The organism is Streptomyces sp. NPDC047841 (assembly GCF_040704085.1).
GTDB classification, from domain to species: Bacteria; Actinomycetota; Actinomycetes; order Streptomycetales; family Streptomycetaceae; genus Streptomyces; species Streptomyces argyrophylli.
In genome coordinates, this window is the sequence record NZ_JBEYRP010000001.1 from 67,964 (window position 1) to 79,360 (window position 11,397).

Consider the following 11,397-nt stretch of genomic DNA (forward strand, 5'->3'; position numbering starts at 1 on the left):
TTCCCTCCGGTGTGGCGGGCCCCCGGCCCGGGTGGCGGGGCCGGGGGCACGCGTCCCGCGTCAGAGGTTGGTCATGTCGACCGGGATACGGGCCTCACAGCCGTCCCGCAGGACGGTGGCCTCGATGAGGCCGTAGGGGCGGTCGGCGGCGAAGTAGACCTCGTTGTCGTTCTTGAGTCCGAACGGCTCCAGGTCCACCAGGAAGTGGTGCTTGTTCGGCAGCGAGAAGCGGACCTCGTCGATCTCGCCGCGGTTGTTGATGATGCGCGCGCCCATCTGGTACAGCGTCTGCTGGAGGGAGAGGGAGTACGTCTCGGCGAAGGCCTGGAGCATGTGCTTCTTCGTCTGCTCGTAGGACTTCTCCCAGTTGGGCATCTTCTGCTCGTCGTCGGTCCAGTTGAACCGCCAGCGGCCGGAGACCTGGGTGGCCAGGATGCGGTCGTACGCCTCCGGGAGGGTGGTGTACCTGTCCTTGACGTAGCCCCAGAACTCGGAGTTGGTCGAGTTCATCACGACCAGGTCCTTCAGGCCGGAGACGACCTCCCACCGCTCGCCGTCGTAGGTGATCTGGGTGAGGCGGGTCTCCTGGCCCTTGCGGACGAAGGAGTGCTTGACCTCGTCGGCGCCGATGAACCTGCTGTTGGCGTCGGAGGTCTCGATCCGCTCCCAGGCGTACTCCTCGATGCGGATGCGGGCCCGGTGGATGGGCTCCTGGCTGGTGACGAAGTGCCGGGCGAGGTGGATGCCGAACTGCTCGGCGGACTCGATGCCGTACTCCTTGGCGAACGCGAACACCGTGTTCTTGGTGGTGTCGGTCGGCAGGACGTTGGCGTTGGAGCCGGAGTAGTGGACCTCCTCCATGTCGCCGCTCAGCGCGACCGAGACGTTGAGGTCCTTGATGTGGTGGGTGGCGCCGTCCCGCGTGATCTTGACGACTCGGTTCTCGGCCTTGCCGTACTGGTTCTGTCCCAGGATGGTCGGCATGTGAGCTAGCTCCCTCGGTAAACGGAGTAGCCGAACGGGTTGAGCAGCAGCGGTACGTGGTAGTGCTCGCCCGGTACGACGGCGAACGTGATCGCCACCTCCGGGAAGAACACCGCCGGCCCGCTGTCCCGGTTCGCGGGGGCGTCCTGCTGCGCATCGGCTTGCTTCTTCGCGAAGTACGGCTCCACCTCGAAGTCGAGCCGTACGTGGGTGGTCCCCTCCGGCAGCGCCGGCAGGTCCTTGCACCGGCCGTCGGCGTCGGTCGCGGAGCCGCCGAGTGCCTGCCAGTCCCCTCCCTGCCCGCCGCGGGCGAAGAGGCGGACGGCGACGCCCCCGGCGGGGCGGCCGATCGAGGTGTCCAGGACGTGCGTGGACACGGAGGCGGTGGTGCTGGTGCTCATGGTGTCAGGCGTCCTCTTCGACGAGTCGGGCCAGTCGGATGCGGTTGATCTTGCCCAGCTCGGTGCGGACGATCTCCCGCTCCTGCTCCGGCGCGTTCCCGATCCGCTCCTTGACCGCGTCCCGCATCTGCTCGCCGGTCCGGCCGGTGGCGCAGACGAGGAAGACGTGGCCGAACTTCTCCTGGTAGGCCAGGTTCAGTTCGAGCATCTCCGCCTTGAGCTCGTCGGAGGCGCCGGCCATGCCGCGCTGCTCGCGGGCGGAGGCCGGGTCGCCGGGCTTGGGGCGGCCGATCGGCGGGTGCCCGGCCATCGCCTCCTCAAGGTCCGCCGTGGTCAGCTCGGCCGTGGCGGCGTCGCTGGCGGCGTAGAGGTCCTCCGGGGTGGCGTAGGGGCGGGCGGCGAGCAGCCGCCGGGCCCACTCGGTGGAAGCGCACGCCTCGTGGAGGGCGGCGAGGGCCGCGCGCTCCTCCAGATCGTTGAACCGGGCCAGGCCCGGGGGCGTGGAAGTCGACGTCACGGGAGCCTCCGTGGCCACGATGGGCCGTCGTGCTGATCGGGCTGCCGATAGCTAACGCCCTCGGAAACATCCCGTCAACACTTTGTTGAAAATTCCGCGTAACAAGCGGGGACGGGCCCTGACGGCACGTCGGCCCCCGCTTCCGGCCCGGTCAGGAACCCTTCTCCCGGTTGAGGTAGTTGTAGACCGTGAACCGGCTGACGCCGAGCGCGCCGGCCACGGTCTCCACGCCGTGCCGCACGGCGAACGCGCCGCGCGCCTCCAGGCTGCGCACCAGTTCCTGCTTGGCCTTGCGGTCCAGATCGGCCAGCGGCCGGCCCTGTCTGCGCTCCATCGCGGCGAGGATGTGGTCCAGGGAGTCGGCGAGCTGGGGCAGGCGCACGGCGACGACGTCGACGCCCTCCCAGGCGAGCACGACGTCGTCGGGGCCGGCCTCGTCGGGCGGCAGCATCTCCCCGCCCATGGCGTCGACCAGGGGCTTCACGGCCGCGATGAACGGCTCGTCCCCGGTCATCTGCCGCGCTCCGCGGCCCCGTCGCCGTTCACGCCGTCGATCACGTTGACCTGGAGCGAGACACGGGTGGCGCCGGCCTCCAGGGCCTTGCGCAGCAGCGCGTCCACCGCGGTGAGCACGCGGTCGGCGCCGCCCTCGGCCGTGTTGCCGAACGGGCCGACGTCGACGGCGTCCAGCCCGGCCGTCTCGATGACCTCCCGCGCCACCAGGGCGTGCGCGGGCGCCTCGTCCAGGTCGAAGGGTTCGGTCGTGAACTCCACTCTCAATCGCACGCGCTCAACCTAACGCCCGGCACGGCTTTCCGGGTGCCCGGCGGCCGACCCCCCTTGACAAGCTCCGACACCCGACGGCAATCTTCCATTACGCAGAAAGAAACTTCCGTAATACGGAAACTCGACCCACGGAAGGGAGCGCGGCCCGAATGCCGGGTTTCGAGTGGAGCACCGCCGCGGACCACCGCTTCAACGTCAACCTGTCGATCCTCTTCACGGAACTCCCGCTCCTGGAGCGCCCCGCGGCCGCCGCCGCGGCGGGCTTCTCCGCGGTCGAGCTGTGGTGGCCCTGGACCGACTCCCCCACCCCCGCCCGGTCCGAACTGGACGCCCTGAAGAACGCGGTCGAGGACGCGGGAGTCCGGCTCACGGGCCTGAACTTCTACGCCGGCCGGCTGCCGGGCCCGGACCGCGGCGCCCTGTCGGTCCCCGGCGAGGAGTCCGAGAGGTTCCGCGCCAACGTCGACGTCGCCGCCGACTTCGCGGCCTCCCTCGGCTGCACGGCGCTCAACGCCCTGTACGGCAACCGCGTCGAGGGCGTGGCCCCGGCCGAGCAGGACGCCCTCGCCCTGGAGAACCTGGCCCTCGCGGCCCGCGCGGCCGACCGGATCGGCGCGATCCTGCTGATCGAGGCCCTCAACAAGCCCGAGTCGCCGCTGTACCCGCTGGTGAGCGCCCCCGCCGCCATCGAGGTCGTGGACAAGGTCAACGAGGCGACGGGCCTCGGGAACGCGAAGTTCCTGATGGACCTGTACCACCTGTCCATGAACGGCGAGGACCTGCCGTCGGTCATCGAACGGTACGCCGCGAGGACCGGGCACGTGCAGATCGCCGACAACCCGGGCCGCGGCGCCCCCGGCACGGGCTCGCTGCCCCTGGAGGACCTCCTCGGCCGGCTGAGGAAGGCCGGTTACGACGGCTGGGTCGGCCTGGAGTACAAGCCCGGCGACCGGCCGAGCGCCGAGGCCTTCGACTGGCTGCCCCGCGCGGCCCGCTGACCACCCCGCACTGAGAAAGGCACCCCCGATGAGTCTTCCCAAGATCGCCTGGATCGGCCTCGGCATCATGGGCTCCCCCATGTCCGAGAACCTGATCAAGGCGGGTTACGACGTCACCGGCTACACCCTGGAGCGGGAGAAGCTGCACCGGCTGGCCGCCGCCGGCGGCACGGCCGCCGCCTCCATCGCCGAGGCCGTGCGGGACGCCGACGTGGTGATCACGATGGTGCCCGCCTCCCCTCAGGTCGAGGCCATCGCCTACGGCCCGGACGGCATCCTGGAGAACGCCCGGCAGGGCGCCCTGCTGATCGACATGTCCTCCATCACCCCGCAGACCTCCGTAGACCTCGCGAGGAACGCGAAGGAGAAGGGCGTCCGCGTCCTGGACGCGCCCGTCTCCGGCGGCGAGGCCGGTGCCGTCGAGGCCGTACTGTCGATCATGGTCGGCGGCGAGCAGGCCGACTTCGACGAGGCCAGGCCGGTCTTCGAGGCGCTCGGAAAGACCATCGTGCTGTGCGGTCCGCACGGCTCGGGCCAGACCGTGAAGGCGGCCAACCAGCTGATCGTCGCCGTCAACATCCAGGCGTGCGCGGAGGCCGTGGTCTTCCTGGAGAAGTCGGGCGTGGACCTGAAGGCCGCGCTGGACGTGCTGGGCGGCGGCCTCGCCGGCTCGACCGTGCTGACGCGCAAGAAGGACAACTTCCTGAACCGCGACTTCACGCCGGGCTTCCGCATCGACCTGCACCACAAGGACATGGGCATCGTCACCGACGCCGCCCGCGCCGTCGGCGCGGCCCTGCCGGTCGGCGCCGTGGTCGCCCAGCTGGTCGCGTCGCTGCGCGCCCAGGGCGACGGGGGGCTGGACCACTCGGCCCTGCTGCGGGCCGTGGAGCGCCTGTCCGGCGCCCAGGTCTGACGGGCCCGCACCGACTTCCGGGCCGCGGCGCCGCCGACACCTGTCCTGTCGCGCCCAGGCGGCGCCGCGGCCCGGAACCACCTCCACCCCGGCTCCACTCCGGCCCTGATTCAGTTCAACAAACTGTTGACGCTCAGATCGCCGCACTTCTAGGCTCCACGAAGCGGAAACAGGTTTCCGCTGACACCCGCATGGAAGGTCCACGATGTCGCAGCGCGTGCTCACCACCGAGTCCGGCGCCCCGGTCGCCGACAACCAGAACTCCGCCTCCGCCGGCGTCGGCGGCCCGCTCCTGATCCAGGACCAGCACCTCCTGGAGAAGCTCGCGCGCTTCAACCGCGAGCGGATCCCGGAGCGTGTGGTGCACGCCCGCGGCTCCGGCGCGTACGGCCACTTCGAGGTGACGGACGACGTCACCGGCTACACCCACGCCGCCTTCCTCGGCGAGATCGGCAAGCGCACCGAGGTGTTCGTGCGCTTCTCGACCGTGGCCGACTCCCTCGGCGGCGCCGACGCCGTGCGCGACCCGCGCGGTTTCGCGGTGAAGTTCTACACCGAGGAGGGCAACTACGACCTCGTCGGCAACAACACCCCCGTGTTCTTCATCAAGGACCCCGTCAAGTTCCCCGACTTCATCCACTCGCAGAAGCGGGACCCGTTCACGGGCCGCCAGGAGCCGGACAACGTCTGGGACTTCTGGGCGCACTCCCCCGAGGCCACGCACCAGGTGACCTGGCTGATGGGCGACCGCGGCATCCCGGCGTCGTACCGGCACATGAACGGCTACGGCTCGCACACCTACCAGTGGACGAGCGCCGAGGGCGAGGCCTTCTTCGTCAAGTACCACTTCAAGACGAACCAGGGCATCCGCTGCCTGTCCGCCGAGCAGGCGCAGGAGCTGGCCGGCAAGGACCCCGCCTCCCACCAGACCGACCTGCTCCAGGCGATCGAGCGGGGCGTGCACCCGTCCTGGACGCTGTACGTGCAGATCATGCCGGCGGCCGAGGCGGCGGACTACCGCTTCAACCCGTTCGACCTGACCAAGGTGTGGCCGCACGGGGACTACCCGCTCCAGCGGGTGGGCCGCCTGGTCCTCGACCGCAACCCGGACAACGTGTTCGCCGAGGTGGAGCAGGCCGCGTTCTCCCCGAACAACTTCGTGCCCGGCATCGGCCCGTCCCCGGACAAGATGCTCCAGGGCCGCCTGTTCGCCTACGCCGACGCCCACCGCTACCGCCTCGGCGTCAACCACACCCTGCTGCCCGTGAACGCCCCGAAGGCGGTTCCCGGCGGCGCGCGCAACTACGGCCGGGACGGCTTCATGGCGCTCAACGCGCAGGGCCGCCACGCCAAGAACTACGAGCCGAACTCCTACGACGGCCCGGTCGAGACCGGCCGCCCCCTGTCGGCCCCGCTGGCCGTCTCGGGCCACACGGGCACCCACGAGGCGCCCCTGCACACCAAGGACGACGACTTCTTCCAGGCCGGCGAGCTGTACCGCCTGATGTCGCCGGAGGAGAAGTCCCGCCTGGTCGCGAACATCGCCGGCGGCCTCGCGCAGGTCTCCCGCGACGACGTGATCGAGAAGAACCTGGCCCACTTCCACGCCGCCGACCCCGGGTACGGCAAGCGCGTGGAGGAGGCGGTCCGCGCCCTGCGCGAGGACTGAACAGCGAGGAACCGCAAGCTGCGTGCGGGATCTGACGGGAGGTCACGATCTCCGCACGCGGCCCGCGCGGCACGCCGGACGGCCCGGATGAGGGATGGCCGCCGGCGCGGCGCGCGGGCAGGGCGAGGACCGCGGTGGCCCGCGAGCCAGTGCGGTGGTGAAGGACCCGCGTCCCCTTCTCGACCAGAGGGAAGGGAACCCGGTTCCGTCGCGTCCACCGCGGTCCCGCCCGGCCCCTCCCGAGGGGCCCACCCGCCCCGTCCGGCGGCGCGAACGACCTGTCGCGCCCAGCCTCGCGCCGTCGGACGGCCACCAAGCGCTCCCGGCACCGGGGTCATGTCCCCCGGTGAGGGAGCGTTCGGCGTTGTCCGGCAGCTCCTTGCAGGTGAGCACCTCGGCCCGGGTGACGTGCGGTGCGGACACCGTCCCGGCGTGCAGATCCGCTTCGCGCGCCGCAGGCTGAAGGCATGGCCAATCCGACCCATTACCCGCACATCGTGGTCCACCCCCCGGCGCTGGACGGTTCCCGGCGGGTGACCGAGGGGGACGTGACGCTGGGGATCGCCTCGCATCTCGACGACGTCGTGGAGATCCTGCGGCTGGCCGATCTGGACCGGATCGAGGTGGAGCAGAGCGACCTGATCGAATGGCAGGGCGGCGGCCCGGACGACTGGCCGGGGCTGTCGGAGCACGAGTGGTGACGGCGGCGCGTACGGCAGCGGTCGTAGACCGGGTGCGCCACCCTCAAATCAACCTCTGAAGACCGCGGCGCAGGCTTGAACCACCCCGTCGGCAGGGCACATTGAGGGCAGACGGGGCCCGTCGGCACGGGGGCGACGGGCCCCGTACGGGGGTGTCTCATGAACCGTACGGCGCCGAATCCGCCGGACCCGTGCGCGGTCGCTCTGCTGCGCGGGGGCGACCGTGCCGCCCTCACCGTCGCGGTGCTCGGGATGCATCTGCGCGGCGCGGTCGAGGCGGGCCGGCCGGGCACGCTGCGCAAGAGCGCGGCCGGCGACGCCGGGCCCCTGCCGCATCCGCTGGAGAAGGCCGTCCGCACCGCCCTCTACCGGCCCGCCGGCCCCCGGGAGCTGCCCGCCCGCGCGGTGGTGCGGCGGGCCCTCGCCCGGATGCGGGCCGAGCTGGCGGCGCAGGGGCTGCTGCGGGTGCTGCCGCCGGGCCGCACCCGTGCGGCCCGCCGTCTGCTGGCGGACCTCCGCGCGCGCCGTCCGCTGCCCGAGGGGCCGGACGGGCTGTCGCAGGACGAGGTGCTGCTGGCCGTCGCGCTGTACGGCGGGCGGGCCCTGACCGCCCTCGCCCCGCGTTTCGCCCGCGAAGCGGGGCTCACCGGCCGGGGCGCGCTCGCGGACGAGGGCCGCTTCCCGTTCGGCCGGGGCACGGCCTTCCGGTACGTCGTGGGGGGCGAGGGCGGGGACGACGGCCGGGACGGCGGTGGCGGTGGGTACGGCGGCCACGGCGACGGGGGGCACGGCCACGGCGGTCACGACTACGGGGGTGGCTGCGGCGGGGGCGGCGGGTTCGACTGAGGACCGGGCGCGCGTACGACGCGGGGGCGGCCCGTCCGGACGACGGGCCGCCCCCGCGGTGCGCGGTGCGTGCGGCGGATCAGACCTTCAGCGGCTTGATGGACGTCGGCGCGTGGCCGGGCTCGGTGGCCAGGTCCTCGAACTCGCTGATGTCGCTGATGTCCATGGTGCGGCTCATCGAGATGTTGGTGATCCGCTCCAGGATCGCCTCGACGACGACCGGCACCCGGTACTCGGCGGCCAGCTTCTTCGCCTGCTCGAAGGCGGCGCCCAGCTCGTCCGGGTCGGTGACCCGGATCGCCTTGCAGCCCAGCCCCTCGGCGACCTTGACGTGGTCGACGCCGTAGACACCGATCTCGGGCGTGTTGACGTTCTCGAACTCCAGGTTCACCTGGAAGTCGATGTCCAGGCCGAGCTGCGCCTGCCGGATCAGGCCCAGGTAGGCGTTGTTCACCAGCACGTGGACGTACGGGATCCTGTGCTGCGCGGCGACCGCCAGCTCCTCGATCAGGAACTGGAAGTCGTAGTCGCCGGAGAGCGCGACGACCGGGGAGTCCGGGTCGGCCTTGGCGACGCCGATCGCGGCCGGGATGGTCCAGCCGAGCGGGCCGGCCTGGCCGCAGTTGATCCAGTGGCGCGGCTTGTACACGTGCAGCATCTGCGCGCCGGCGATCTGGGAGAGGCCGATCGTGGTGACGTACCGGGTGTCCGGGCCGAAGGCCCTGTTCATCTCCTCGTACACGCGCTGCGGCTTCATCGGCACGTTGTCGAAGTGGGTACGGCGCAGCAGCGTGGCCTTGCGCTCCTGGGTGGCGGCGACCCAGTCGGAGCGGTCGGGGAGCCTGCCCCCGGCCTTCAGCTCCTTCGCCACCTCGACGAACAGCTCCAGCGCGGCCCTGGCGTCGGAGACGACCCCGTAGTCCGGCGGGAAGATCTTGCCGATCTGGGTGGGCTCGATGTCGACGTGGACGAACTTCCGGTCCCCGCGGTAGACGTCGAGCTTGTAGCCGGTGTGGCGGTTGGCCCAGCGGTTGCCGATGCCGAGGACGAAGTCCGACTCCAGGAAGGTGGCGTTGCCGTAGCGGTGCGAGGTCTGCACGCCGACCATGCCGGCGTTCAGCTCGTGGTCGTCGGGCAGCACGCCCCAGCCCATCAGGGTCGGGATGACGGGGGTGCCGGTCAGCTCGGCGAACTCCACCAGCAGGTCGGCCGCGTCGGCTCCGATGACGCCGCCGCCGGCGACGATGACGGGGCGCTGCGACTCCAGAAGAAAGGTGAGGGCCTTCTCGATCTGGGCGCGGGTCGCGGCCGGCTTGTAGACGGGCAGCGGCTCGTACGTCTCCGGGTCGAACTCGATCTCGGTGAGCTGGACGTCGATCGGCAGGTCGATCAGGACCGGGCCGGGGCGGCCGGAGCGCATCAGGTGGAACGCCTGCTGGAAGACACCGGGGACCTGCGCGGCCTCCAGGACGGTGACGGCCATCTTGGTGACCGGCCCCGCGATCGAGGCGATGTCGACGGCCTGGAAGTCCTCCTTGTGGATCACGTGGGTGGGCGCCTGGCCCGTGATGCACAGGATCGGGATGGAGTCGCCGATCGCCGAGTACAGACCGGTGATCATGTCGGTGCCGGCCGGGCCGGAAGTGCCGATGCAGACACCGATGTTGCCCGGCGTGGTCCGGGTGTAGCCCTCGGCCATGTGCGAGGCGCCCTCGACGTGGCGGGCGAGGGTGTGGTTGATGCCGCCGCCCTCCTTGAGGGCCTTGTAGAACGGGTTGATCGCCGCGCCCGGCACACCGAAGGCGTCGGTGACGCCCTCGCGCTTGAGGATCTCAACTGCCGCGCGGGCAGCGGTCATACGAGCCATCGAGTACTCCTGCTTCGGCTGTCGGATGCGTACTCCCGTCGCGCCCCGCGGTGAGCACCCATGTTTTCCGTATAACGGAAACTTACTTCTGCTATCTGGAAGCAATGTAAGGGGGTGCGACAAGGCCGTCAAGAGTGGTCCGGACACCGGCAAGCGCCGGACAGGGGCGGCCGGGGAGGAGCACCATGGGAGCGCCGTCCCGACGCGACGCCTTGGAGTGGGACATGCCCGAGAGCGTTCCGGTGCGCTGCCCGGCCTGCCGGCGCACGCACGTCTACACCGCGCCGGCGTATCCCTGCGCGTGCGGGGCACCGGCCGCGCCCCGGCTGGACCCGGCTGCCGAACCGGCCGTGGCGGCGCACCGCGCCTGGGACGACGAGTGGCTCACGCTGCCGTGCGCCGGCTGCGGGCGCCTGGGCCACTGGCCCCGCCCCGAACTGGGCTGCCCGTGCGGCACGGTCCTGCGCATTCCGGTGACGGGGGCGTGGCCGGCGGAACCGGAGGCGGGGACGTGGGGGCCGCCCGGCGCGGGGGGACCACCGGGGACGCGGGACCCGGGCGGCACCTGGCCCCCGGCCGACCTGCAGCGCCCCACCGGCCCACCGGAACCCACCGGCCCGCACCCAGCGAAGGGCACCCGGGGACCCGCCGGTCCCGGAGGACCCATCGGCCCCGGGAGGCCCGCCGACCCAGAAGGACCCGCCGGCCCAGGTGGGGCCGCCAGCCCAGGGGCAACCGCCGGCCCAGGGCGACCCGTCGGCCCAGGGGGGCCCATCGGCCCAGCGGCACCGGCCGGCCCGGAGGAACCTGTCGGCGCGCAGGGACCGGCTGGTCCCAACACACCCACCGACGCACGGGAACCCGCCAGACCGAGCCGACCCACCGACGCACCGGAACCCGCCAGTCCGAGCCGACCCACCGACAGACGAGAACCCGCCACTCCCAACACACCCGCCGACGCACGGGGACCGGCTGGTCCAAGCCGACCCGCCGACGCACGGGAACCCGCCACTCCCGACACACCCACCGACGCACGGGGACCGGCTGGTCCAAGCCGACCCGCCGACGCACGGGAACCCGCCACTCCCAACACACCCGCCGACGCACGGGAACCCGCCACTCCCGACACACCCACCGACACACGGGAACCCGCCCGTTCAGGTGGGCCGGCCGACGCGCCGGGTCGGGTCGGCGCCCGCCCCGCGCCCGGTCACCGTCCCCCCTTCCAGCCCCGCACCATCCGTACCGCCCGGGACGCCGTCACCACCGCCGCGCTGTACCTCCGCTGGCTCGGTTACCGGGACATCCGCCGGGCCGACCAGCGGCCTGTGACCGGCATCGGGCTCGCCGCCCGCGGGCTGCTCGCCCAGGTGGACCCGACCGTGCGGCCGGCCGGCCCGAGGGACGTGGAGTGCCTGTGGCTGACGGCGATGACCGAGTCCGCCGAGTGCGCGCACTTCTCCCTCGCCGGCCACACCGACGCCGCCCGGGCCGGCGCGGACGCCCTCGGCATCCCGCTGTTCGTGCTCGGCCTCGCGGGCGTGCCCCAGCCCGTGAACGACCCCGCCGAGGCCCTGCACACCAGGGGCGCACCGGAGCGGGGAACGAGGACGCGGGACGGGCGGACCTGACCGCCCCGCCGGCCGCCCTTCCCCGGGGTCCTTCCCCCGAGGACCGCCGTGGGACATCCACCGCATGCTCGTTCCCGGCCG

General features: G+C 72.1%; 11 protein-coding genes and 2 pseudogenes. 7 read left to right on the plus strand and 6 right to left on the minus strand.

What is annotated here, in order from left to right; all coding sequences use genetic code 11:
* Nucleotides 1–60: 60 nt before the first annotated feature.
* The 5 genes from pucL to AB0947_RS00305 form a co-directional block, all read right to left on the minus strand.
* Complete coding sequence (gene pucL / locus AB0947_RS00285; RefSeq protein WP_366748032.1) at nucleotides 61–984, minus strand: factor-independent urate hydroxylase; 924 nt, start codon at nucleotides 982–984, stop codon at nucleotides 61–63.
* A gap of 5 nt (nucleotides 985–989) precedes the next feature.
* Nucleotides 990–1,385, minus strand: coding sequence for a hydroxyisourate hydrolase (uraH, locus tag AB0947_RS00290; RefSeq protein WP_366748033.1), 396 nt, complete (start codon nucleotides 1,383–1,385; stop codon nucleotides 990–992).
* Nucleotides 1,386–1,389: 4 nt separating this feature from the next.
* Complete coding sequence (gene uraD, locus AB0947_RS00295; protein ID WP_366748034.1) at nucleotides 1,390–1,902, minus strand: 2-oxo-4-hydroxy-4-carboxy-5-ureidoimidazoline decarboxylase; 513 nt, start codon at nucleotides 1,900–1,902, stop codon at nucleotides 1,390–1,392.
* Between the two features lie 151 nt (nucleotides 1,903–2,053).
* Nucleotides 2,054–2,416, minus strand: coding sequence for a helix-turn-helix domain-containing protein (locus tag AB0947_RS00300; RefSeq protein WP_366748035.1), 363 nt, complete (start codon nucleotides 2,414–2,416; stop codon nucleotides 2,054–2,056).
* Nucleotides 2,413–2,688 (minus strand): thiamine-binding protein, encoded by a 276-nt coding sequence (locus AB0947_RS00305; protein WP_366748036.1) that lies wholly within the window; start codon nucleotides 2,686–2,688, stop codon nucleotides 2,413–2,415. Before AB0947_RS00305 ends, AB0947_RS00300 begins: the two co-directional genes overlap by 4 nt.
* A gap of 149 nt (nucleotides 2,689–2,837) precedes the next feature.
* Between AB0947_RS00305 and AB0947_RS00310 the strand changes: the two genes are divergently transcribed.
* The 5 genes from AB0947_RS00310 to AB0947_RS00330 all read left to right on the plus strand — a co-directional run bounded on the left by AB0947_RS00310 (nucleotide 2,838) and on the right by AB0947_RS00330 (nucleotide 7,818).
* Entirely contained in the window at nucleotides 2,838–3,686 is an 849-nt protein-coding gene (locus AB0947_RS00310; RefSeq protein WP_366748037.1) for a TIM barrel protein, read from the plus strand.
* A 28-nt stretch (nucleotides 3,687–3,714) separates the two neighbouring features.
* A complete protein-coding gene (locus AB0947_RS00315) occupies nucleotides 3,715–4,602 on the plus strand; it encodes a 2-hydroxy-3-oxopropionate reductase (protein WP_366748038.1) in 888 nt (295 codons plus the stop codon).
* 205 nt (nucleotides 4,603–4,807) lie between these two features.
* Entirely contained in the window at nucleotides 4,808–6,271 is a 1,464-nt protein-coding gene (locus AB0947_RS00320) for a catalase (RefSeq protein ID WP_366748039.1), read from the plus strand.
* 467 nt (nucleotides 6,272–6,738) lie between these two features.
* Nucleotides 6,739–6,972 (plus strand): hypothetical protein, encoded by a 234-nt coding sequence (locus AB0947_RS00325; RefSeq protein WP_103811724.1) that lies wholly within the window; start codon nucleotides 6,739–6,741, stop codon nucleotides 6,970–6,972.
* Nucleotides 6,973–7,131: 159 nt separating this feature from the next.
* Entirely contained in the window at nucleotides 7,132–7,818 is a 687-nt protein-coding gene (locus AB0947_RS00330; protein ID WP_366748040.1) for a TIGR04222 domain-containing membrane protein, read from the plus strand.
* A 79-nt stretch (nucleotides 7,819–7,897) separates the two neighbouring features.
* On the opposite strand, the gene gcl is transcribed toward AB0947_RS00330, so the two are convergent.
* On the minus strand, nucleotides 7,898–9,685 hold the full coding sequence (gene gcl, locus AB0947_RS00335; protein WP_366748041.1) for a glyoxylate carboligase: 1,788 nt from the start codon (nucleotides 9,683–9,685) through the stop codon (nucleotides 7,898–7,900).
* A 224-nt stretch (nucleotides 9,686–9,909) separates the two neighbouring features.
* On the opposite strand from gcl, the pseudogene AB0947_RS00340 reads away from it, so the two are divergent.
* Together AB0947_RS00340 and AB0947_RS00345 are read left to right on the plus strand one after the other, a co-directional pair.
* Nucleotides 9,910–10,167: pseudogene (locus AB0947_RS00340) on the plus strand (hypothetical protein); the annotation flags it as partial.
* 732 nt (nucleotides 10,168–10,899) lie between these two features.
* Nucleotides 10,900–11,316, plus strand: a pseudogene (locus AB0947_RS00345) (hypothetical protein); the annotation flags it as partial.
* Nucleotides 11,317–11,397 lie beyond the last annotated feature (81 nt).

Coding starts and splice junctions, on each gene's coding strand:
- AB0947_RS00325 (WP_103811724.1), top strand. CDS start 6,739: ATGGCCAATCCGACCCATTACCCGCACATCGTGGTCCACCCCCCGGCG.
- AB0947_RS00300 (WP_366748035.1), bottom strand. CDS start 2,416: ATGACCGGGGACGAGCCGTTCATCGCGGCCGTGAAGCCCCTGGTCGAC.
- AB0947_RS00315 (WP_366748038.1), top strand. CDS start 3,715: ATGAGTCTTCCCAAGATCGCCTGGATCGGCCTCGGCATCATGGGCTCC.
- AB0947_RS00330 (WP_366748040.1), top strand. CDS start 7,132: ATGAACCGTACGGCGCCGAATCCGCCGGACCCGTGCGCGGTCGCTCTG.
- pucL (WP_366748032.1), bottom strand. CDS start 984: ATGCCGACCATCCTGGGACAGAACCAGTACGGCAAGGCCGAGAACCGA.
- gcl (WP_366748041.1), bottom strand. CDS start 9,685: ATGGCTCGTATGACCGCTGCCCGCGCGGCAGTTGAGATCCTCAAGCGC.
- AB0947_RS00310 (WP_366748037.1), top strand. CDS start 2,838: ATGCCGGGTTTCGAGTGGAGCACCGCCGCGGACCACCGCTTCAACGTC.
- AB0947_RS00320 (WP_366748039.1), top strand. CDS start 4,808: ATGTCGCAGCGCGTGCTCACCACCGAGTCCGGCGCCCCGGTCGCCGAC.
- uraH (WP_366748033.1), bottom strand. CDS start 1,385: ATGAGCACCAGCACCACCGCCTCCGTGTCCACGCACGTCCTGGACACC.